The organism is Pedobacter sp. G11 (genome assembly GCF_003860265.1).
GTDB classification, from domain to species: domain Bacteria; phylum Bacteroidota; class Bacteroidia; order Sphingobacteriales; family Sphingobacteriaceae; genus Pedobacter; species Pedobacter agri.
Map to the genome: position 1 here is coordinate 3486670 of NZ_CP034190.1, position 23693 is coordinate 3510362.

20 protein-coding genes and 2 tRNA genes are annotated in these 23693 nt (G+C 41.0%); 10 read left to right on the forward strand and 12 right to left on the reverse strand.

Features of this window, described 5'->3' with window-relative positions:
• From EA772_RS15125 to EA772_RS15150, 6 genes are all read right to left on the reverse strand, one after another.
• A complete protein-coding gene (locus EA772_RS15125) occupies positions 1-1770 on the reverse strand; it encodes a peptide MFS transporter (protein ID WP_124913939.1) in 1770 nt (589 codons plus the stop codon).
• A gap of 144 nt (positions 1771-1914) precedes the next feature.
• Positions 1915-2811 carry a hypothetical protein gene (locus EA772_RS15130; protein ID WP_124913940.1) on the reverse strand — a complete coding sequence of 299 codons (897 nt, stop codon included), beginning with the start codon at positions 2809-2811 and terminating at the stop codon, positions 1915-1917.
• 36 nt (positions 2812-2847) lie between these two features.
• Entirely contained in the window at positions 2848-4023 is a 1176-nt protein-coding gene (locus tag EA772_RS15135) for an acetyl-CoA C-acyltransferase (protein WP_124913941.1), read from the reverse strand.
• Between the two features lie 142 nt (positions 4024-4165).
• Complete coding sequence (locus tag EA772_RS15140) at positions 4166-4333, reverse strand: hypothetical protein (RefSeq protein ID WP_010602726.1); 168 nt, start codon at positions 4331-4333, stop codon at positions 4166-4168.
• A gap of 3 nt (positions 4334-4336) precedes the next feature.
• The gene (locus tag EA772_RS15145) at positions 4337-4858 is read right to left on the reverse strand and encodes a hypothetical protein (protein WP_124913942.1); all 522 of its coding nucleotides are present in this window, start codon (positions 4856-4858) and stop codon (positions 4337-4339) included.
• Positions 4859-4862: 4 nt separating this feature from the next.
• Complete coding sequence (locus EA772_RS15150) at positions 4863-5720, reverse strand: SPFH domain-containing protein (protein WP_124913943.1); 858 nt, start codon at positions 5718-5720, stop codon at positions 4863-4865.
• 118 nt (positions 5721-5838) lie between these two features.
• Here EA772_RS15150 and EA772_RS15155 point away from each other — a divergent pair, with 118 nt between their 5' ends.
• The 4 genes from EA772_RS15155 (at position 5839) to EA772_RS15170 (ending at position 9756) form a co-directional block, all read left to right on the forward strand.
• Complete coding sequence (locus EA772_RS15155; protein ID WP_371683156.1) at positions 5839-7917, forward strand: HD family phosphohydrolase; 2079 nt, start codon at positions 5839-5841, stop codon at positions 7915-7917.
• A gap of 80 nt (positions 7918-7997) precedes the next feature.
• Positions 7998-8084, forward strand: a tRNA-Ser gene (locus EA772_RS15160).
• Positions 8085-8179: 95 nt separating this feature from the next.
• Positions 8180-8253 (forward strand) — tRNA-Pro (locus EA772_RS15165).
• A gap of 264 nt (positions 8254-8517) precedes the next feature.
• Complete coding sequence (locus EA772_RS15170) at positions 8518-9756, forward strand: site-specific integrase (protein ID WP_124913944.1); 1239 nt, start codon at positions 8518-8520, stop codon at positions 9754-9756.
• Positions 9757-9882: 126 nt separating this feature from the next.
• Here EA772_RS15170 and EA772_RS15175 read toward each other — a convergent pair whose 3' ends face one another.
• The 4 genes from EA772_RS15175 to EA772_RS15190 form a co-directional block, all read right to left on the reverse strand.
• Positions 9883-11001 (reverse strand): Gfo/Idh/MocA family protein, encoded by a 1119-nt coding sequence (locus tag EA772_RS15175; protein ID WP_124913945.1) that lies wholly within the window; start codon positions 10999-11001, stop codon positions 9883-9885.
• Positions 11002-11154: 153 nt separating this feature from the next.
• The gene (locus tag EA772_RS15180; RefSeq protein ID WP_168187568.1) at positions 11155-12117 is read right to left on the reverse strand and encodes an SDR family oxidoreductase; all 963 of its coding nucleotides are present in this window, start codon (positions 12115-12117) and stop codon (positions 11155-11157) included.
• A gap of 53 nt (positions 12118-12170) precedes the next feature.
• Positions 12171-14678, reverse strand: a complete 2508-nt coding sequence (uvrA, locus tag EA772_RS15185; RefSeq protein ID WP_124913946.1) for an excinuclease ABC subunit UvrA — start codon at positions 14676-14678, stop codon at positions 12171-12173.
• 28 nt (positions 14679-14706) lie between these two features.
• Positions 14707-15510 carry an SDR family oxidoreductase gene (locus tag EA772_RS15190; protein ID WP_124913947.1) on the reverse strand — a complete coding sequence of 268 codons (804 nt, stop codon included), beginning with the start codon at positions 15508-15510 and terminating at the stop codon, positions 14707-14709.
• Between the two features lie 139 nt (positions 15511-15649).
• On the opposite strand from EA772_RS15190, the gene EA772_RS15195 reads away from it, so the two are divergent.
• Positions 15650-16621 (forward strand): NAD(P)H-quinone oxidoreductase, encoded by a 972-nt coding sequence (locus tag EA772_RS15195; RefSeq protein WP_124913948.1) that lies wholly within the window; start codon positions 15650-15652, stop codon positions 16619-16621.
• Positions 16622-16767: 146 nt separating this feature from the next.
• Here EA772_RS15195 and EA772_RS15200 read toward each other — a convergent pair whose 3' ends face one another.
• A complete protein-coding gene (locus EA772_RS15200; RefSeq protein ID WP_124913949.1) occupies positions 16768-17778 on the reverse strand; it encodes a zinc-binding alcohol dehydrogenase family protein in 1011 nt (336 codons plus the stop codon).
• Between the two features lie 403 nt (positions 17779-18181).
• Between EA772_RS15200 and EA772_RS15205 the strand changes: the two genes are divergently transcribed.
• Both EA772_RS15205 and EA772_RS15210 read left to right on the forward strand, forming a co-directional pair.
• A complete protein-coding gene (locus tag EA772_RS15205) occupies positions 18182-18466 on the forward strand; it encodes a DUF3606 domain-containing protein (RefSeq protein ID WP_124913950.1) in 285 nt (94 codons plus the stop codon).
• A 1-nt stretch (position 18467) separates the two neighbouring features.
• Positions 18468-19241: a DNA-formamidopyrimidine glycosylase family protein gene (locus EA772_RS15210; RefSeq protein ID WP_010599296.1), complete on the forward strand. Its 774-nt coding sequence runs from the start codon at positions 18468-18470 to the stop codon at positions 19239-19241.
• Positions 19242-19447: 206 nt separating this feature from the next.
• Here the strand turns inward: EA772_RS15210 and EA772_RS15215 are convergent, their stop codons facing one another.
• A complete protein-coding gene (locus EA772_RS15215) occupies positions 19448-20536 on the reverse strand; it encodes a DUF5700 domain-containing putative Zn-dependent protease (protein ID WP_124913951.1) in 1089 nt (362 codons plus the stop codon).
• A gap of 669 nt (positions 20537-21205) precedes the next feature.
• Between EA772_RS15215 and EA772_RS15220 the strand changes: the two genes are divergently transcribed.
• The 3 genes from EA772_RS15220 to EA772_RS15230 all read left to right on the forward strand — a co-directional run bounded on the left by EA772_RS15220 (position 21206) and on the right by EA772_RS15230 (position 23627).
• A complete protein-coding gene (locus tag EA772_RS15220) occupies positions 21206-21634 on the forward strand; it encodes a LexA family transcriptional regulator (protein ID WP_124913952.1) in 429 nt (142 codons plus the stop codon).
• On the forward strand, positions 21618-22862 hold the full coding sequence (locus EA772_RS15225) for a Y-family DNA polymerase (protein ID WP_124913953.1): 1245 nt from the start codon (positions 21618-21620) through the stop codon (positions 22860-22862). The genes EA772_RS15220 and EA772_RS15225 overlap by 17 nt, the downstream gene beginning before the upstream one ends.
• 84 nt (positions 22863-22946) lie before the next feature.
• Positions 22947-23627, forward strand: coding sequence for an SOS response-associated peptidase (locus EA772_RS15230; RefSeq protein WP_010599300.1), 681 nt, complete (start codon positions 22947-22949; stop codon positions 23625-23627).
• Positions 23628-23693 lie beyond the last annotated feature (66 nt).

The window sequence follows — 23693 nt, forward strand, 5'->3', positions numbered from 1 at the left end:
TTATTTTACCCCGTGCATTAGTTTTTTAATGATAGGAGTGAGGAGCATAATGAAAATACCTAACCCTATTGGAATCAAAGTAAAAATCAAAAAGAATGTCGACATGGAATATTTTGCTGTAATCTTATCAATTTCTCCACCCATCGTTCCGGCAATTTTATTACCGATGGCGATAGCCAGGTACCAGATTCCAAACATAATACCGATCATTCTGCCCGGAACCAACTTCGATACATAAGATAAACCTACCGGAGAGATAAATAATTCGCCCATGGTATGAAAGAAATAAGCTAAAATAAGCCAGATCATACTTACAGATGCAACTTTTGCTCCAGATGGAATGGAACTTGAGCCATAAGCCAGGGCTGCAAAACCAATCCCCAATAAGATCATTCCCAATCCATTTTTTACCGTTGCCGTAGGGTTAAATTTGCTCTCCCAAAGTTTTGATACAATTGGTGCGCAGGATATAATAAACAAAGAATTTAAAACGCCAAACCACGTTGCCGGAACTTCAGCCTTAACATCGGCATATTGATTCTTGAGCATGTAAATCACTAAACCCCAAATGATAGCAAAACCTGCAGCCAGAATAATATTTCCTAAAGCAAATTTGGCAAAAGTTTTTCTGAATAAGCTGAAAAGCACATAAGTAATAATAACCAGCGGGATTACTGTTATTAAGGTATTGGCAACATTGAAAATGATTTTCGCATGTCCTTCCAGCAATCTGGCTGTATAATCTTTAGCAAAAATTGTCATTGAACCACCTGCTTGCTCAAACGATGCCCAGAAGAAAATGGTGATAAAAGCAAGTACAATAACCACAATCATTTTGTCGCGAAGCTGCGGAGTATATTGTGCAATTCTCTTAATCAAAATAAAAATGAATAGTATTAACGCAACAATAATGGCCACATTATCTCCGGTTAAGCTGCCCACGCTAAAATTAAATACCGTTGATCCTGTGATTTTAGAAGCTGGGTCATTGATAATCCATACTAGCCCGATGATTGAAATTAACCCTATTAGAACGATATCGAAAACCGAAAAAGGATTTCTTTTAGCTTCCGCCGGATCTTCGTCTTCATCAATTACCACATTATTTTTCTCGGGTTTTAAACCAATTGAGCCAAAAATATTTTTGGTGAAGTAGAATTGCAGCATGCCCACAAACATGAAAATACCCGCCAAACCAAAACCGTAACTCCATCCCCAATTCGGATTTTCACCAATATAGCCGCATAAAAGCATTCCTAAAAAGGCGCCAGAATTAACACCCATATAAAAAATAGTATAAGCACCATCTTTCTTTTGAGGATGTTTTTTGTACATATGCGATAAAATCGAAGTCATGTTTGGTTTGAAGAATCCGTTTCCGGTTACCAAAAGACATAAGCCTAAGTACATGAAGATAGGGTTGAACTCAAAAGCCATTGATAAGTGGCCTAAAGTCATCAATAAAGCGCCAAGAATTACGGCCCAACGGTAACCGATAAATCTATCTGCAATAAAACCGCCCAGAATTGGAGTAAGGTAAGCCAACGAGGTATAAGAGCCATAAATAGCTAATGCGTGCTCCCTTGGCCATCCCCATCCCGGATTGTCGCCAAACATGGATGAAGTTAAAAACAAAACGAGCAAAGCCCGCATGCCGTAGTACGAAAATCTTTCCCACATCTCCGTAAAAAAAAGTACGAATAATCCTGCTGGATGACCCAATACTTTGCTACTAAAGAAATCGTCTTTGGTTTCAATGGATGTTTGCATAAAACATTTGTTGGTGTTAGTTTATGAATTCAGAATTTGTGTGTTGTTAAGCTAGTTTGCAAGGCGCAATATAGGCAGTGAGCGGCAAACTCACAAATTTTTACGACAAGGGCGGGTAATGAACTTGTTAAGAAATGCGAAATACTAGAACTTTCTGATGGGTTTATTATTTTTTTTCGGATCTGCATAAAGCTCGTCCATCGAATTTGCATCATTGTTCAGTTCCAATCCTTCCTGAAGTTTTAATTTTCCTCCGATAACTTTGAAACCGTCAAACGTGCCGTCAGAACCATAATATTCAAATTTACCCAACATTTCAGAATCAAATGGTGCGAGGTGATCAAAAACAATCATACCGGCCTTTTTATCTGACTTTAAAAACATAGCATTCGATTTGGCATATTCAAATACAAACCGGTTTTTGTCTTTGATGTTTTTTCCATCGAAAACCGGTGCGCCGAAAGTTGCTTTATCTTTAGTGAAAGATAATATTTCGATTACTTTTTTAGTTGTTGTCTGGCTGTTACCCTTCCATCCCAATAAAACATAATAGGGCAAACGACTACCGCTAGTTACAGGGATAATCTCATAATAACGGGCGCCAAACCAATTCTGGTTATCATTAATCGCATTCTGATCTTTGATGTTATCTGTCTGATCGATTAGTGGAAAAAGCTTTAGTGGCCCGCTATTCGTATTCATCTGAATGGCTCCGTAATAGCGATAGGTACCATTCTCCAATTGAATGTACCAGCTAATGATTCGGAATGCTTGATCTGGAGATTTTATAACCGAAACATTTTTTAAAGAATCGAAAGGATAACTAAAGGAACCTGGTGTTTTCAAAGCCTCAACTAAAGTTTTAACAAACTTTCCGTTAAGGTCTAGTTTTTTATGATCAAAATTTTCGGCCATCGCGGCGTTAGAAATTTTAATTAGCGTATCTTGAAATACATCAAGTTTCTGATGACTTTGCTGGGCTTGTAAATTAAGCCCAAACAAAGCAATCACAAAAAAAATATATACTGTTTTAATGCTCATTTATAATAAAGATGCTGAAGAAACAATTCCCAAGGCTTATAATTTTTCGATTACAATAGCGCTTGCACCACCGCCACCATTACATATTCCCGCTACGCCTATCTTTCCATCGTTTTGCTCAAGAACTGATAGTAAGGTAACTACAATTCTTGCACCTGAAGCACCAAGTGGATGGCCGAGCGATACAGCACCACCATTTACATTAACCCGGTCATCTGATAATTCCAATATTTGATTGTTAGCTATCGAAACCACAGAAAAAGCTTCATTAATTTCAAAATAATCGACTGTTTTAATATCGATATTTGCTTTGCGTAAAGCTAATGGAATTGCTTTTGCTGGTGCTGTAGTAAACCACTCTGGCGCTTGTTGCGCATCGGCATAACCCAAAATTTTAGCCAAAGGTTTAATACCCAGTTCCCTGGCTTTGTCAGCGCTCATTAAAACCAATGCTGCCGCCCCGTCGTTTAATGTTGATGCATTTGCAGCGGTTACCGTTCCGTCTTTCTTAAATACTGGTTTCAATCCTGGTATCTTTTCGAACTTAACAGCAGTTGGCTCGTCATCTGTATCGATTATTGAAATTTCCCCTTTTCTATCCTTTACTTCAATCGGCGTTATTTCATTTGCGAATTTACCGGCAGTCTGGGCAGCTTGCGCTCTTTTATAAGATGCTACAGCAAAATTATCTTGTGCTTCGCGAGTAATGCCACATTCCGTAGCGCAAAGCTCAGCTGCAGAACCCATATGATAATCATTGTACACGTCCCATAAGCCGTCTTTTACCAAACCATCAGTAACCTGTCCATGCCCTAATCGATATCCGTTTCTAGCCTTATCTAAATAATAAGGAACGTTACTCATACTTTCCATGCCACCGGCTAAAATGATTTCATTATCACCGCTAGCGATGCTCTGGGCAGCGAGCATAATAGCTTTTGTGCCAGAGGCGCATACTTTATTTATAGTTGTTGCCGGAAGATCAGGTAAGCCTGCAAATTTTGCGGCTTGTGTAGCCGGTGCCTGCCCAAGATTTGCAGAAAGCACATTTCCCAGGTAAACTTCCTGTATCTGTTCTGGTTTTAAACCTGCTTTTTCAATGGCAGCTTTAATTGCAAACCCACCCAATTGTGTAGCAGAAAACTGCGACAAGGAACCACCAAAGCTTCCAATCGGCGTTCTGGTAGCCGAAACAATTACAACTTCTCTCATGAATAAAAACTTTTATGAATTATTGGTTAGGTTGCTAAGTTATAAATATTTTAACATTGCAATAACGTATATCATGTCATTTTAGCATAGGGGATAAGTGATATGCCATTCAAAAACCAGAGCTGCAAAACTGCGGCTTTAGTTATTCTTCTCTTGGTTTTGGCTTTTTTCGTGTTTTTATTGCTTGATTAAGCAAAAATTCAATTTGCCCATTGGTGCTTCTAAATTCATCAGCTGCCCAGGTCTCTACTTCTTTTAGTAAAGCATGACTAATTCTCAATACAAAAGCTTTTTTATCTTTTTCTGCCATCCCTCAACTAATTGCTTGAATACTGTATTTTGTTTTTAAATTGATTAGAAATAATTCCAACTCATCAATTCTATTTGAGCTGAATAAAACCTTTTTTCCATCCTTAAATTCAAATTGAAGCCCTTTCGAATAATCATTTAAAATGTAGGCTTTGTCCTTTAGCCTAAACCAAAGTCTATGTTTCACCCCGTAGCCACCATATTCAGAAAATGCATCAAACTTTCTGATGTATGCTCTCTCGATACTTTCCCATGAATAAATGTTTCCTTTACGATGAAATGGAAAATATTTGTACGATAAACCATTTTGCGTAATTAACAAGGTAAGTTGGTTCTGTTGAATAATAAAAATGATTAGGAAAGGAAGAAAAACTGCAAAAAAAGGGGCGAAATACATTGCTTTTAGTTCCGTGAAATTCGGTCCATCCTCAGAAAAAATAAGAATAGCTACCATAGGAAATATCGTCAAACCGGTGATGAGATATAACCACCAAATTTTCAAACCTTGTTTTTCTTCGAATTCCATTTTATCAATTGTATAGGGTTCCTGTATTTACCACAGGTTGTACATGTCGGTCCCCACATAGCACTACCAGTAAATTACTAACCATGGCGGCCTTTCTTTCTTCATCTAAATCAACAATACCTTTTTGTGATAACTTCTCCAGTGCCATTTCAACCATTCCGACAGCGCCTTCTACAATCAGTTTTCTGGCGGCAATTACGGCAGTAGCTTGTTGGCGCTGCAGCATAGCACTTGCAATTTCCGGAGCGTAAGCCAAATGCGAAATTCTTGCTTCTAACACTTCAATGCCGGCTCTTGATAACCGCTCGTTCAACTCATTTTCCAACAATTCACTTACCTTTTCGGCACCATCTTTTAGCGTAATGCTATCTTCTTCGCCTTCAGAATGGTCGTAAGGGAAAATATTTGCCAAATGCCTCACTGCGGCTTCACTTTGAATATTCACGTATTGCATATAGTTTTCTACAGAAAAAACTGCTTTCGCGGTTTCGTTAACTTTCCAAACTACAACAGCTGCAATTTCTATCGGGTTACCTAATTTGTCATTAACTTTAAGTTGCTGACCGTTTAAGTTATTAGCTTTTAATGATATCCTTCTTTTTGCAGTTAATGGATTCACCCAAAAAAAACCGTCGGCTTTCACTGTGCCGATGTATTTACCAAATAAGGTTAAAACCATTGATTGATTTGGATTGATGATTAAAAAACCTGGAAATATTAAAAATACATCGATAGTTAACAAAATTCCGCCCCATAAAAAGTTTTCTGTTACAAAGCAAAAAATAGAGGCGCCTAAAAGCGCAAGGCATAATACGAAGGTTAAATAACCTGATGGAGGACTGATAATTTTTTCTTGATACATGATTGATATTAATTTGATATCATAAAATAAAATATAAAATCTGGTAATTGCAAACAAAAACAGTAAAATGTATATTAGATAAAAATGTTAATTTTGGAAGCATAATAATCTCTTCGTTTTGGCTAAAATCAAAAAAAACTCACATAAAATCCTTTACCGTAAATATTCATCAAACCTAAAATATGTGATGATGATTTTTACGGTATTCATCATCACACTATTTCTACCAAAGCAACCACGCTTTAGGTATGAATTCGAGAAAAATACAGTTTGGAAAAATAAAGATCTAATTTCACCTTTTAGCTTCGCGATTTTAAAAACGAATCCTCAGGTAAGTAATGATAAGAAAAATGCTTTAAAAAATATCTTGCCTGTTTATCAGTTCGACAAAGCAATTTCTGATAATGCCTTGGAAGAGTTCTCAAATGATTTTGATATTAAATGGAAGTCAACACAACTTGATGAGAAAAATAGGGTGTTATACAAGGCCGAATCTGCTAATCTTTTGAAAAATATTTATCAGAAAGGAATTATTGGTTTAAATATTAAACATCAGGCAGGTGCTAAACACTATGATTTTTCTTTGATGGAGAACAATGTTTCCAAAACGAGGAATACTCAAGACGTTTTCACGACCGAAAGCGCATTACTTTTTTTTAAAGCGAATTTTAAGGCAACCAACCAGGTAATGACAGATTTAGTGTCTAATCTGGTGATTGACCATCTTGTTCCCAATATTGTTTTTGATGAACGTTTAACGCAAGTAATTCAGGACAATACTGTTAATAATATTTCTACAACAAAGGGAATGGTGCAGAAAGGCGAACTAATTGTTTCCAAAAACGATGTCATCGATGAAGAAATCTATCAGAAGCTAGAATCATACAAAACTACCTACGATGCACAAACAAAAACGATTGGAAGTAGGGTGCTCGTTTATGTTGGTCAGGTGGTATTGGTCAGTTTTATCCTTACCATCCTCATGTCATTCCTGTTTCTTTTCAGGAAAGATATTTTTGCAGACAATCGCCAGCTATCCTTAATACTGATCGTCACAACCGGAATGCTGCTTGCACTGACCTGGGCAATAAAGATGGAAATTCCTAGCCTATATTATATTCCATTTTGTGTAGTTCCTATAATCATCAGGATTTTGTTTGATACACGCTTGGCACTTTATCTACATATGCTGGTAATTCTAATCGCTGGCTTTTTTGTGGCGAATAGTTTTGAGTTTGTGTTTTATCAGGTAACCGCTGGAATGGTGGCAATCTTCAGTATTAAAAATTTTGTAAAACGAGAAAGATTTCTTGTTTCTGCTTTATTCATATTGCTAGCCTACTTCGTTTCGTTTGTTGGTATTGCTCTGCTTCGTGAAGGATCATTCCGTGAAATCGAATGGATTAACTTTTTGCCTTTCGTATTTAGTGTATTACTATCATTATTGGCATATCCACTGATTTATCTTTTTGAAAGAATTTTCGGAATTACATCTGATGTAGCGCTTATTGAGTTAACGAACACCAATAATAAATTACTTCGTGAATTAGCATTTAAAGCACCAGGCACCTTTCAGCATTCATTGCAGGTGGCCAACTTGGCTGAAGCAGCAATTTTCAAAATCGGGGGAAACTCTGTGTTGGTTAGGGCAGGCGCATTGTATCATGATGTTGGTAAAGTAGACAATCCTCAGTATTTTATCGAGAATCAAAATACTGCAGTCAGCCCACATGATAAGCTACCTTATGAGCAAAGCGCTCAGATTATTATTCAACATGTGCACAAGGGGATTGAGATTTTGAGAAAAAATCAAATTCCGGAAGCCATCATCGATTTTATTAGAACTCATCACGGAAACACTCGTGTCGATTATTTTTATCAGTCATTTTTAAAAAATACACCAGAAAAATTCGTCGACGAAAATATTTTCAGGTACCCCGGACCTATACCTTTTAGTAAAGAACAAGGAGTGCTAATGCTGGCAGATTCTGTCGAAGCTGCCTCAAGAAGTCTTAAAAATCCCGATGCTCAGAACATAAATGACATCGTTGAACGGATAATTAACTACAAATTAGAACAAAATCAATTAGATGATTGCGATTTAACATTAAAAGATATTGAAACTATCAAATTGATATTCAAGACAATGCTGATGAGTATCTATCATGTGCGAATAGATTATCAACAAGTTTTGTAATTTTTTTTTGTAGAATAACTTGTTTTACTATATTTGCAGACCTCAAAACAAGGTCGGTAGGACAAATTTTGAAGGTTAACGGTGAGGTGCCTGAGAGGCCGAAAGGAACAGTTTGCTAAACTGTCGTACTGGTAACGGTACCGCGGGTTCGAATCCCGCCCTCACCGCGAAACAAAAAAAGTAACAAAAAAAATGGAATTGTCATTTTAAAACCGTTACTTTGCCAACCCTTAGAAAAAGGGAATAAAGAAGATACCAAGTTCGGGATGTAGCGTAGCCCGGTATCGCGCCTGCTTTGGGAGCAGGAGGTCGTAGGTTCGAATCCTGCCATCCCGACGAATACAGATACAGATTGTATCAAAAACCCTCTAAATGGTGAATTTAGGGGGTTTTGTTTTTTAAGATGGGTCATTATGGGGCAATATATATCAAACATTTTGCAACCAAATCGACGACAAAATTTTTCTTATAAGTTTGTGATCTCTTCAAAACTGGAATTTTTATAACTAATTTTTTTTTCAAAAAAAACAAACGATTAAATCGCTCAATTTTTTTGCTGTTTTTGTCGTCGATTTGGTTGCAAATTAAAGAGGAGATTTTATGAAATCTAACCACAGTTTTAGCGTCAATTTCTTTATTAGGCGCAATAGAGAGGCCTTTGGGAGAACTCCAATCTACGTTAAAATAACTGTCGATGGTAGCAGGGTTTTTATGCCTGTTAAACAGACAGTAGAAGTAGCGCAGTGGAACCAAAAGGCTCAAAAGTTAAAAGGAAATTCACCAGAGAACATTTTGGCTCGTGACCGGATGCGGCAAATAGTAAATGATATTAATTTGGCTTACGATGAATTACGTTTTCAGAAAGAGGTGGTGACTGCCGAAAAAATTAAAATTAAGGTTGAAGGCGAAGATCAGGGAAAGTCTTTAAGAGACTTAATCAAATACCATTTCGATCAACCAGGTAAATTACTAGCTGCAGGAACATTGAAAAACTACTATTCTACAGAGCGTTTTCTCTCAGAATTTTTAAAGAGAAAAAAGTTGTCAGATATTCAGCTTTCGAAAATTGATTTCAAGTTTATCACTGATTTTGGCGTTTATCTGCGCACTAAATCTCCAGACAAAGGACAGAGGCCATGCACTAACAACACAGTAATGAAGCACATGGAAAGATTTCAGAAGTTGATGGGGCTGGCATTAAAATTTGGTTGGATTTTGAGAGATCCTTTCATCCATTTTACTCGAAAACTCGTAACTAAAGACCGGAATGTCCTAAATGATGATGAATTGGCTTCAATCAGACAAGTTGATTTGCCCGATCCTGTCCAGTGTGTTGTGCGGGATATGTTTGTGTTTAGTTGTTATACTGGACTTGCCTACAGTGAAATCAGTTCTCTTGCTTCCCATCACATCACGACCGATAACGAAGGTGGAGTCTGGCTCGTGATGCAAAGGAAAAAGACCTTAAATACAAATGAGCGAAGTTTCCATGTTTTGGTGCTGCCTATTGCTATGTCACTTATTCAAAAATATAAGTTATCGCCGGACGCTATAAATAGGGAGACAATTTTCCCTTGCCCTTCGAATCAATACACCAACAGAAGTTTAAAGGTAATAGCAGAAAAAGCCGGATTAGGAAGACAAATAACCTTCCACGTTGCCAGGCATACATTTGCCACCACTGTGACGCTCGAAAAAGGAATCTCAATTGAGAGCGTTTCTCATATGCTTGGACATTCGAGTATACGAACAACGCAGATTTATTCGAAAGTGAAACAGAAGAAGGTAGCAAATGAGATGAAATATCTTTTTATGGCTCAACAGGTGGTGATAACCTAAAAATAACTCTTAGTACCCTAGTTTCATTTTCTTTAATTTTGGTAGTTGGCTGTAATCTATTGCAGCCTGCTATCAACATTATTACGTTCTTAAACGAGGTCAGCTAAATCTGTTACTATACGTTTTTTAAATAGTAAGTGGGACTTTTTTTCCTGTTTTCACCGCCTGGTAAATGGCATCGATAATCTTTAGGTCTTTTAAAGCTTCTTCACCGTTCACAGGAACTTCCGGCTTTTTATTGGTAAGGATAATGTCGGCCATTTCGTCCATTTGTACCGTTTGGTGAATGGTTAAAGGCTGCGTAAGTTCTCCCTGATGTGTCCTTCCCCGTATTGGACCATAACCGGTTGAGGGCTGCATTTCTGCGAATCCTTTGTCACCACTCAGAAAAAACCTATCAAGATGATTGATATTGTAGCTGGATAAACAGGATGCTACAGCACCACTGGCGAAACCGAGTTGAAACTGTATGGTTTCATCAACACCATCTTTAAATTTTACGGGATCGGTTTTAGTTTCCTGAGCGGTCACCCAAACCGGCTCTTCACCCACCATATACCTCGCTCCATTAAGGGCATAGATTCCAATATCCATCATTGATCCTCCTCCCGCTAGCGCTTTGTTTAAACGCCACTGTTTAGGATCTCCTGCTTTAAAACCACATTGCCCCTGAAAAAACATCACCTTCCCAAATTCTCCTGCGTTTCGCATCCGAATCACTTCCAATGTGCGTGGCTCAAAATGCATCCTGTAACCAACCAGCAATTTTACATCTGCTTTTTTGCACGCGTCTATCATCTCTTGTCCTTCTCTGGCATTTAGCGCCATGGGTTTTTCGCATATCGCATGTTTTCCTGCAATGGCTACACGGATAACCTGACTGTGGTGCAATGCATTTGGTGTAATCACATAAATCGCATCAATATCCGGATTGTTTTTAACCTGATCGAAGTTGTCGTAATTGTAGCAATTTTTTTCAGGGATATTGTATTTCGCTTGCCAGTCCTTAATTTTAGAAGGAGTACCGCTGATAACACCCACCAGCTTAGCTTTAGTGCAGTCTTTCATCGCTTCAGCGACGCGGGTGCCATATCCGCCCAATCCCATGATAGCAACCCTCAATACTTTTCCTTGGTAAGGCTGTTCATGATGATCTGAAGAATCAGCAAATGTTGTTAATGAATTCAATTGCAGCATCAAGGCTGATGCACCTATATTTCGTAAAAAATCTCTTCTGGTATTCATAGTCAGCACTAATTAAGGATGGATCTAATTATATAAAGATATGGTTTGACCTTCGATCATTTTATTTGCTTAAACCATTGCTAAACGACCCATAACTTTCTTTGCATATAAAGGAAGCTGGCTTATCCTCTGCAATAGCGCTTGATATCACGTCTATATTTTTCTTTTCGTGAGCAGCAAAGCAAGTAGGGCAATCGTTCCAATCGCTATATATTTACGATGTTCTTTGGGCTTTCCCGGGATTCCCCATCCGCCATGGGTGGAATGCCCATAATCCACGCTGTTAAAAATATTTCCGCTCGTAGGGGTGATTGTTTTTGCTTGCTTTAAATAGGTATTAATTACTGCCGATGCAATTCCCCTGGTTAGCGAAGGAAGCAGACCATAGGATATACGCATCAAGCTTGAAAAACTTCCGACCATTTTCTCTGACCGGGGATGAATTGATAGTTCATAGATCGCATTCGCGAGTCGAAATGGATCATACACGATGGGTCCGGGTTTTAGTGCTTTCCCTGTGTAATTTGCGGCATGCTGCATACCTGGAGTATCAAGAAATCCTGGAAATGCATCACAGATATGTATGCGGGAATAAGATTTTAATTCTGACTTCAGTGCTGCTGAGAATCCGCGAAGCCCGAACTTGGCAGCAGAGTAGCCTGCGCCGTAAGGAACAGGAAGAAAGCCGCCAATGGAGATGTTATTGATCAAAATGCCATGGCCTTGTGATTTAAAATAAGATAGGACCGCATGCGCACCATTCATGTATCCAATCAGATTGGTTTTGACTACTTGTTCGCTGATTTCCATTGGGGTAAGGTCGAATGCGCCGATAGAAAGCACGCCCGCGTTATTGATCCATATGTCGATATCCCGGTTTCCTTCAGCGGCAATTCCTGCGAGATTGATTACTTCGTGGTAATTTGAAACGTCGGTCGGTATAGCTTTTACAAGCACGCCGAAAGCCCTGCATTCATCAGCCAGTTCTTCCAGCGCCTTTGAGTGTCGAGCGGCGATGACCAAATCATCACCATTTTTTGCGAATGTCAGAGCGGTGGCTCTGCCGGCACCACTCGAAGCACCGGTGATCACTACATTTCTTTTCATTTTTTCCATATTCTTTTAACCATTTGAAACGACATTGGTTTGAGGAGATAGCCAAACCTACTTTATGCGCTTTGAAATGAGGTTAGATAACGTTTGAGAAAGGGAGCGGTCTTGCTTTCCTTGATACTGGTGAGGCCGTGGGTGACTCCGGAATAAACGATATTCCCGCCCTGATCACCTGCTCCCGGACCAATATCGATGATCCAGTCGCTTTGCGCAATCACTTGCATATCGTGCTCCACTACGATTACTGTGTTTCCGGAATCAACAAGATGGTTTAGCTGGATGAGTAACTTTTCCACATCTGATGGGTGCAAGCCAGTTGTCGGCTCATCGAGGACATAAAGTCCGGAGCCCTTCTGGGTTTTTTGAAGTTCGGTAGCCAGTTTGATGCGTTGTGCCTCGCCGCCCGATAAGGCTGTAGCAGATTGTCCAAGTTTGATATAGCCTAAACCTACATCCCTAAGTAACCGAAGGGAGCGGTGAACACCAGGGTCATCATCGAAAAAAGCACAGGCTTCATCCACAGTCATTTCCAATACCTCGGCAATGTTCTTCTTTTTATAGGTTATTTCCAGGGTATCGGAATTATATCTGGTGCCCCCACAGGTTGGGCAGGGGGTATACACGCTTGGCAGGAAGAGGAGTTCAACCATAATATAGCCTTCGCCCTGGCAGTGCGGACAACGGCCTTTGGCTACATTGAATGAAAACCGTCCGGCATCATACTTTCTCTTTCTGGCGAGCGGAGTACTGGAGAAACGTTTTCGGACCAGATCAAATAGTCCGGTGTAGGTTGCCAGATTAGATCTGGGCGTCCTTCCAATGGGTTTCTGGTCAACAACAATCAGGCGGGAAATTTTTTCAATTCCGGAAGTGATTTTTCCCTTTACGGGGAGGGATACTTCGACAAGTGGAAAATCTTTTGTAAACTCTGTATCAATCTCGACCTGCTGTCCAAGGCTACTGGCCACAAGTTCTACCAGTACCTGACTGACCAGGCTGCTTTTCCCGGAACCGGAAATCCCGGTGACGCAGGTCATCACACCCAATGGAAAGTCAATATCCAGACCTTTGATGTTATGACGGGTTACACCGCTCAGGCAAAGTTTTGATACAGGTTTTCTTGGTTCAACTGGAATATTTGGTGTTTTATCGAAAAGAAAATCAGCGGTTAGGGACTTAGTCGCTCTTTGTAATCCTTCAGGTAGGCCGCTATAGATAATCTGGCCACCGTCCGAGCCGGCTCCAGGTCCGACATCGATGATCCAGTCTGCATGACGGATCACTTCGATCTCATGCTCAACGACAAAGATGCTGTTTCCAGCTTTTTTCAGTTTATCCAGTATATTAAGCAATGCGCTTGTGTCGGCTGGATGTAGTCCCGCCGATGGCTCATCGAGAACGTAAACTACACCAAAAAGATTTGAGTGTACCTGGGTCGCGAGCCTTAACCGCTGCAGTTCCCCTGGTGAAAGTGTCGGGGTGCTGCGTTGCAGGGTAAGATAGCCTAAACCAAGTTCAAGCATCACTGATAACCTTGAGCTGATGTCAGCGGAAATGCGTTGAGTGACAATTTGTTTTTCATTTTTCGCTGATAGCCCTGTATAATGGTCAAAAATCCTTGCTAAGGCTGAAAGCGGCAGAGGGGACAGCTCCGCAATGTCTTTTCCCTCAAACTTTACTGAAAGGGATGCTTTGTTGAGACGTTTACCCTCACAGAGGGGGCAGGTAGTGCTGATCATGTACTGTCTGACCCTATTTTTCATCAGTTCAGACTGGCTCGAGGAAAACGTTTTAAGGATATAGGGTTTGGCGCCGATGAAGGTCCCCATATAATCCGGCGTTTTTTTGTCCCGGATCGCTTTTGCGGTTTCCTTTGGCGTAAAGCCAGGATATACCGGAACTGTTGGCGTCTCTTCAGTGAAGAGTATCCACTCCCGATCATGTTTGGATAACTCTTCCCATGGAACATCAACGTTATATCCCATGGAAACCAAAATGTCTCGCTGGTTTTGTCCTTGCCATGCTTTGGGCCAGGAGGCAATGGCTCCTTCACGAATGCTTAATCGCGGATCAGGAACCATGGTTTGCTCATTAATTTCGAAAACACTGCCCAATCCGTGGCATACTGTGCATGCACCATGTGGTGTATTGGGTGAAAACCCTTCTGCATATATAATGGATTGATTATCGGGGTAGTCTCCTGCCCGTGAATAGAGCATGCGCAACAGGTTGGAAAGGGTAGTGACACTACCTACAGAGGAACGAGTGCTGGTACCGCCACGTTGTTGCTGAAGCGCAACAGCAGGCGGGAGCCCTTCGATAGAATCCACTTCGGGTACACTCATCTGGTTAAAAAGCCGTCGGGCATAAGGCGAAACGGACTCTAGATAACGTCGCTGCGCTTCGGCATATAACGTTCCGAATGCCAGTGAGGACTTGCCTGATCCGGAAATTCCGGTAAAAACCACCAGTTTATCCCTTGGGATTTCCAGGCTTAGATCTTTTAAGTTGTGCTCCCTTGCGCCGCGAACGATAATCATTTTTTTACTGCTTCTTTCTGCCATAGCGATTACAAGGATTATTATATTCTCATTATGATTTCTTTTTGGTATCTGTCGGTTCCTGTACTTTTTCCATTTGAGCAGCCTGCATGCTATCAGGCGTAAGATTTCCCAAAGCCACCTGCACTTTATTTTTAAAGCCTGAAACCACCATATCTTTTCTTGCCAGCAAAGCCTCGTAGCCGTCTTTTGCGACCACTGCCGGATCTGCCAGTTCTCCCTGCTGAACGATTTTTGATTCCAGCATATCTGCTTTGTTGAAGAAGTCTGTGTCTGTCGCTCCGGGTAAAAGTGAAGTGACGCTTACTCCGGTGTCTTTCAACTCGTTGCGGATGGCCTCATTAAAAGAATGTACAAATGCTTTTGTGCCGTGATATACCGCTTGATATGGCCCTGGGGCTTTTCCTGCTACAGAGGCAACATTGAGTATCTTACCTGATCCCCGGCTCACCATATCTTTGAGAAAGAGTTTCGTTAGGGTGACCAGCGAAGAGATGTTCAGCTGGATGATGTCAAGTTCCCGGTCCAGTTCGTTGTCTGTGAATTTACCATACACGCCCTGGCCGGCATCATTTACCAGTATTTCTACATGCAGCGCTAATGCGCTCACCTGCTGGTATACCTCCTGGGCATTCCCGGCTATGAACAAATCGGTGCTTATGGTTATCACTTCCACGCCTTCGGCTTTCAGCATTTCAGCAGTAGCATTGAGTTTCTGTTCGTCGCGTGCGACAAGGATCAGATTGGATTGATCCTGGGCGAATAGTTTAGCCAGTTCCAGTCCGATTCCACTGGTGGCACCGGTGATGAGTACAAATTTTTTTTTATGTTCCATGTTTTCAAGTGAAGATGTAATGGAAGAACATTACCTGCCGCAAAAAGATTTATGTTTAGCGCATTTATTATTTTGGTTTTATTGGTATGCGAATTGTCTGTATCATAAAAATTAAACTTATCTTAAAAAACACCATATCATGAAAGCAGTTCAAATCACTCGTCCCGGCAATCCAGCTGTCTTAAAGTTGGTAGATTACCCGGATCCTTCTCCCTCAGATCAGCAGGTGAGAATAGCGGTTAAAGCCGCCGGCCTGAACCGTGCAGATATTGCGCAGCGACAAGGGAAATATCCGCCGCCGGCCGGTGTTCCTGAACAAATCCCCGGGCTTGAGATTGCTGGTGTGGTCATTGAATGTGGAAAAAACGTAAGTCAGTGGAAGTTAGGCGATAAAGTGTGTGCATTGCTTGCCGGAGGGGGATATGCAGAACAGGTGGTAGTAGAGGAAGGACAATGTTTATCTATCCCCGAACATTTATCCTTTGCCGAGGCGGCCAGCCTGCCTGAGGCCATCTTTACGGTGTGGTCAAATGTTTTTCAAAGAGGCGCATTGACTAAAGGTGAACATTTTTTAGTTCACGGCGGCAGCAGCGGTATCGGCATTACGGCTATCCAGCTGGCCAAAGCATTCGGGGCAAAGGTTTTTGTAACGGTAGGTTCTGCTGAGAAAGCAAAAGCCTGTATTTCACTCGGTGCAGACATTGCAATTAATTATAAAACTCAGGACTTTCAGAAGTTACTCGATCCGGAAGGTGTCGATGTAATTCTGGATATGATAGGGGGAAGTTATTTACCACGAAATATTGCCATAATGCGTCCGGAGGGTCGCCTGGTTTATATTAATGCGATGGAGGGTAATTCTCCGGAAATCAGTATTGGCGAAGTGATGAAAAAGCGGCTAACCATTACCGGGAGTACACTCAGGGGGAGGGAATATACTTTCAAAAAACAGCTAGCGAAAGAAATTGAGGAGCAGGTTTGGCCATTATTGGACACTGGTCAATTAAAACCGCTTATTTACAAAACTTTTAGTTTTGAGGATGTCATCCAGGCGCATGAACTGATGGAGTCCAGCGAACATATCGGGAAAATTGTTTTGGTGCGTGAGTAGCTAAATATTCGCTTTACACCAGCGTCTTGTTTGTATAGCTTGGAATCCAAATCAGCTTAACTGCTAAAGGAAGCAAATCTGGATTCCAAACAGAATAGCTGCCGGATGACGCCAGTGTCAATTTAAAAAGTATCCGGCTGTATGCATTAATATTCTATGACTATCTTACCGATAGACTTACCACTTTCCAGCAATCCATGGGCCCGTTTCAGGTTCTCGGTGCTAAAACCAGAAAGGCACTGATTGATTGTGGGGGTGATTGTTCCATTTTCAAAAAGGGTCGCCGCCTGGTTCAGAATGTGGTGCTGACGGATCATGTCTTCTGTCTGAAACATTGATCTGGTAAACATCAGTTCCCAGTGAAAGCTGACGCTTTTTCCTTTTAGCGCCCTTAAGTTTACGCTTTCTTCCGGATCGCTGATCGATCCGATCTGACCTTGTGGCTTGATGAGTGTAACCATCGCATCCCAATACATATTGACGTCCACGAAGTCAACTATAAAATCTACCTGTTGAAAACCGGCCTGTTGAACTTCCTCAACAAGGTTCTGATGATTCACGACAAAATCTGCGCCCTGTTGCTTACACCATTCTTGACTTTCGGCACGGGAGGCAGTAGCGATGACGGTTAATCCGGCTACCTGCTTCGCGATTTGAATGGCAATAGAGCCCACACCTCCTGCGCCACCGATGATAAGCAATGATCTGCCGCTGTCACTTTCATTGATCCGGATCCGGTCAAAAAAAAGCTCCCAGGCCGTAAGAAGAGTTAAAGGCATGGCGGCGGCTTCTGCCCAAGAAAGGTTCTTGGGTTTTCTACCCACAATGCGCTCATCCACCAGCTGATATTCTGCATTGCTGCCGCTTTTGGTGATATCACCCGCATAATACACGTGGTCTCCCTTTTTGAATAAAGTGACCTCGCTTCCGGTGTCTTCAACAATACCTACCGCATCCCAGCCAATTATTTTGGTTTGCTCAAGTACCTTATCTTTTGCGCTGTTCTGCCTTACTTTATAATCTACCGGATTGACGCTAATTGCGAGGATTTTAACCAGCAGGTTTCTGCCTTTGGCTTCAGGTTTTTCTGTTTCGAAGGAAATAAAGCTTTCCTCTTCGCTAATTGGTAACGATTGTCTAAATCCTATTGCTTTCATTGAAATATTTTTAAATACTGATAAGTGTTAGCGCTAAAAAGTGAGTAATTTTTACAGGATTTATTTTATAAATTAATCCAACTACTAAATTAATGGCATGCCGCATCATTAACAATAATAGCTCCGTCATTTTCAAAAGTTTTAGTTTTCAAACCGATACACGATTGTGGTTTTTTGAAAAAACCATTTGCATCATTAAAGGGTGCTGAAAGTTGTTTCGGTAGCTACCAGTACCTTTCTGTACGATTTCCGCATGTCATGATTGGTTATAAGCTTTTCCAAGCCGCACAGATATGAGCGCTTTTAATACCCTTACTGCCAAGGGCTTTCGGTATCGAAAACCAATTGCATAATCGGTGTGTTGTGAGATTAGCGATCAAATTTAAACTTATAAAAAACGATTATGGAAATTTCAATTACTAAGAGCAATCCTGGAAATCTAGCAGGCAGATCAGATAAATTGGCTGTTCACATGAAGGAGGAAATGGACCGTAATGCCCTGGAAAGTGACGAAGATACCCTTGAGGCGGAGAGTTTTGGTGCCACTACCGGAATAATAAATGCTGATGATCCAGATGAACTCGATCAATGGGCAAGGAAATTCCAGATAAGTGTACAAGATTTGAAAGCGGCCATTGTACTCCATGGCCATAAAATTCCGGACGTAAAAAAATATTTAAGCATTTAATATGGCTGAATTACCAGACCTTTCTGTTTTTGCAAAGATACTCAACAGGCGTTTTAAGGGTATGACTTTGGAGAGGGTAGAGGTTACTGTTGCTGAAAAGCTAAATGTAAGTAGTAAAGAAGTTAAGCAATGTTTGGAAGGACAGCGGCTTGAAAACGTATCGCGTGAGGGGAAAACGCTTCAGCTACATTTCTCTGCCAACCAGGTGCTGGGTATACATCTGATGCTTCGCGGTGAATTGGTTTCGCTAGATGTCGAGGTGAACCCGAAATATCAGATACTGGGATTTCATTTTAAGGGTGGAGAAGGTTTTGCTGTGGTGGACCTTCAAAAACAGGCTACTCCAACCCTCAACCCTCCAAGTACAAAGGTTCCTGATGCGCTGGAAATGGATGAAGCGTATTTTCTGGATCTGCTTTCCAGAAAGAGAACAAACCTGAAAACCCTGATGATGGATCAGCATCAAATGCGGGGGATTGGTAACTCCTATGCCGACGAGATTTTATATCACGCTGGAATCTCACCTTTTTCAATAGCAAAGGCCATTCCTGTAAAGGAAGCCAAAAAGCTTTTTAAGAGTCTGCGTCACGTGCTGGAGAATGCGATCAGGGATATTGAAAAAGAAAATGGAGATGAACTTAAGGGGGAACTTCGTGATTTCATGCGTATACATGGGGCCGGGATCAAAGAAACTGCAAAGGGGGAAGAAGTCTTAAGTGACAGAATCGGTGGCCGCAAGACTTATTTTGTAAAATCGCAGCATTTATACAATTGATATGTAAAGGCTGCGGATAGTGCAAAATAATATCGGTGCAAAAAAATAGTACTTGTGTTTTTAATGCTCATCAGCACGATCACTCAAGGAATATGATAGTGCTGATGCTCACATTGATCCTCAAAAAGGAGATTCCATAGGATATGGCATATTGTATATGTCGCCTGATCAAATTTAGTTTTTGAAATCCCTGGATAAACAAAAAGCTATATCCTTCTGATGTACTTATCCCTCAGATTTTTGATATTTTTTATTGCTGCTGCTGAGAAACGGAATGGCTTATCCTTGTCTCGTCTGGATGCCTGATCATAGATTAAAAAAAAGGAGAAGGGATCCTCGAGTGACTTTAAAAGCTTACGCTTAAGACCATTTTTTTCAATATAATGTGATAAGTATGTCCCGGGGACATGACCACTTGAAAACGGTGTCCCCTTAAAGTAATCTCTGGTGCGTAAACTTTTCCAGCTATCTGCACCCATCTGAAATAAAGAATCTATTCGTGGAAGGATTTTTTTGCCCTCATCAAAAAATTCCTGGAAATATCTCTGGGTAGGCAATAACTTAGTTGCGGTATCAGTCATATATTTTTTATCCACCATATCAGCTGATCCCTCATTCAGTACCCTGTACATCGCCATTACAGCGCTCTCATCCTGTGGCTCTATATTGAATGTGGGTTGAGGGCGAAGCATATGATGAAGTTCATGTCCGCCCAATGCGCCCATTTTATTCTGATCATTTTTGAAAGCACAGAGCAGCGTGTAAATGATTAGACCTTCCTGCGCATGCGCATCATTATGAATAGGAATAATAGCTACTTTCAGATCGGGCAGCGTTTTATGGGAAGTTTTTGGGAGCGCCGAATAGGCATATTTATAAGAGGTTTCAAAATAAGACCTTGGATTTGCATCAATTGTCTTTAGATATGCTTTCATATCCTCCTCGTTAATTTTATACTGATTAATCATATAGGTAAGCCAATAGGAATTTGGATCAATAAGTCTTTTCTTCAACCGATCGGCATTTTGAGGCATATACACGATTTGCATATTCTTGCGGTAAGACTCAAAATACTCATCATCTACACCCTGATCGGCCATATAGTCTTTAATGGCCTTGTCAGAAATAAATGTTTTCCATGCCGACCGGCTTAAGGTATCGCCATTTTTAAGTTTTGCAGTGATCTCAAAATATTTGTAACACGTTGAGTCTACAAAGGATTGTGCAGACGAGTGAAGGGTTAAAGCTAGGAGCCCTAAAATAATGATGCTTAGAAAATGATTTGGTTTATTCACTGTTATGTTGGTTTGGTTTGCTTTTCGGTCGCAAACATACTAAAGCAAATGTTGGTTTTTAAAACCAAAAACTTTCTGGAATAAGATTCTTCAATTTTCACTTAAAATCATTGAATCATTTGTTGACAAAGGTTCAATTAGCATAATGCCTTGGTATCAACGCAATTGTTTCAAGATATTTCAATTTAAGAATCCAGCAAAAATACAATTCTCAATGATGCTGGCAGCTCTACATTCCCGCCCATTAGCAAGCCTGATTAGGAATCAGGTACTCAAATTCAGCAAGAAACCAATTGGTGTCATCTGTTGACAAAATCATTTAATGAGACTGCAAGTGCCGTCTTACATCTTTTTGCGATATTAGAATATATGGGCTTCCACTGTCAAATTGAACCTTGATAGTTACCCTTTTTTCGGGATCCCAAGATAAAATAAAACTATTGTTACGTATGCATAGATACTGTTTTAAGCTATAAAAATTGTTCTGGGGGTGTCACCCCAAATGGGGGCCCTAGATTTCTGAATTCTACCTAGAAAGTTGGTCGAAAATATCGCGTTGGATATAAGGTACTCACTCATAAGCTTGTATTATACTAAAAAATGAATCATAAAAATTTGTAATACTAAAAATATTAGTATAAATTTGTAATGCACTAAGGCAGGGTATTTATGATCAGGACGTTTGAAAATAGAGCAGAGCAAAAGATTTCGGGATTTCAGTCACCTGCTGCGGATTATCTGGAGGGGCGGCTTGATATCGCCTCTACACTGGTCGTAGATCCTCATTCCACCTTTTATTTTCAAATGAAAGGGGATGCCTTGTCGTCGATCGGCATCCATGACGGAGATATTCTGATTATTGATCGCAGCTTAAATCCTAAACATGGCGCTATTGTCATTGCCTTTGTGAATGGAAACTTTACCTGCCGGATTTATCAGATCGCAAGTAAGGTTCCGGTACTGAAAAATGATAACGATGTCATCTTCCAGACAGAAATAAATACTTTGCAAGTTTGGGGCGTAGTGACTTCGATCTGCCGCAACGTATTGCCTAAATCACTTAAAACCGGGAAGTACCGCCATGTTTGCGCTTTGTGACTGCAATAACTTCTATGCCTCTGCCGAGCGTCTGTTTCGTCCGGAGCTGCAAGGTAAGCCTATTGTGGTGTTAAGCAACAATGATGGCTGTGTTATTGCCAGAAGTGAAGAGGCGAAAGCCTGTGGCATCAGGATGGGGGATCCTGAGTTTTTGGTTAGAGACTTGATTAAAAAATTCCAGATCAATGTCTTTTCCAGCAACTATGTACTTTATGGTGATATGAGTGAACGCGTGATGCACCAGCTTGGACGGTGGTTCCCCAGACTTGATGTCTATAGCATTGATGAAGCTTTTGGCTGGCTGGGGGGCATCAGCAACTTGAATTCCTATGTTCCAAAAATCAGAACAGCGGTAGTGCAGAATACCGGCATTCCCGTATCCATTGGTGTGGCACCGACCAAGACCTTGGCTAAACTTGCGAATAAGCTCGCTAAAAAATACAATGGCGTCTTGGTATTGGATACTGATGAGAAAATTGCCTCTGCCGTTAAAGACTTTCCTGTACATGATTTGTGGGGAGTGGGCAGACAATACTATAAAAAATTTGAGGCACTGAAAATAGAAACGGTCGCACAGTTGAGAGAAATGCCTGAAATGTGGTTTAAACAAAATATGACTATTATGGGCCAACGCATGTACAATGAGCTGTGGGGCAGGCCAGCTATCCCGCTGGATGAAATTCGTGAGGCAACCAAAGGGATCACGGTCAGCCGTTCGTTTCGCAACTACATCGAAAGCCCCGAAATACTTTCAGAAGCATTGACGCTTTACGCGAGCAGACTGGCTGAAAAGCTGCGGGCGCAGGGGCTCCGTTGCATGTACCTACAGGTGTTCTTATATACCAATAAAAACCGCGAAGACCATCCACAGCATTTTCCCAGCCATACCCACAAATTACTAATCGCCAGTAACAGTACTACTGACCTGGTGAGCATCGCAGTCAAGGTAGCGGAGAAACTTTTTAAGTATGGCATCAAGTATCGAAAAGCCGGGGTGATCGCAACGGGGCTCATCCCGGAAAGTGAACTTCAGCTTAACATCTTTTCAGACCACGATGGTGGTAAAAAAGATACGGTTTCTGCAGTGCTAGATAAGCTCAATCTTGCCTATGGCAGGGGAACCCTTAGAATGGCGACTGAAGGATTTGAGAAAAAATGGAGACTTAAGCATGAATACCTATCCAAGGGTTATACCACACGCTGGAGTGACATCATAAAAGTAATTTAAATTAAACGTCAACATCAAAATAATAAACGGCCTCAACTAAGAATCCACAAACACATAAAACAAAAAAGTAAAGGAGATATAGCGATGTGCGGAAGAACACTGATCGGCGAGAGCAAAGCCATGGCAGCAAAAGCAGGCCTCATCTTAGGCGGGGAAGCAAAACCAAAAGATACCAATCGTCCTCCGGGTACCGATATGCCTGTCATTCTGGATGCCCGTCCGGGTAAACTTCATTATATCAAGTGGGGGCTGATCCCATCATATTCCAGCGAAATTCCAAAGTTTAATACCACCTATTGCCGCATTGAAACTATGCAGTCTTTGCCCACTTATAAACACCTGGTCGGCAGGCGTCACTGCGTGTTTGTTGTGGAAGGTTTTTATGAGTGGGACAGGAGTAGTGCTCAAAAACAGCCTTACTTTTTTGAGCGCCAGGATAAAGCACTGATGCTGATTGCTGGTTATTGGGACAGCTGGAAGGATCCAAAGACCGGCATTGTCATTCCCTCCTGTACTATGATCATGCAGCCCGCCAATGAATTTATGTCCCGGATTCACGACCGCATGCCCTGCATGCTCACTCAGGGCGAAAGCGCCATCTGGCTTGATAGGGAACTTCCAGTTCAGGAAAGATTAAAAGTCTTGCATCCTGCGGATAATAATTTGCTGAAAGGTTGGCAAGTCGATAAAAAAATCAACAATGCCAGAAATAAGGATGAGGATAATAATAAGCCCTCAGGACCCGATCTGACGTTATTCAACTAAAATGATGAATGAAAATGTCACCAATTAAAACAAAGGGAATAATACGTTGTTATTTGTCTACATTTT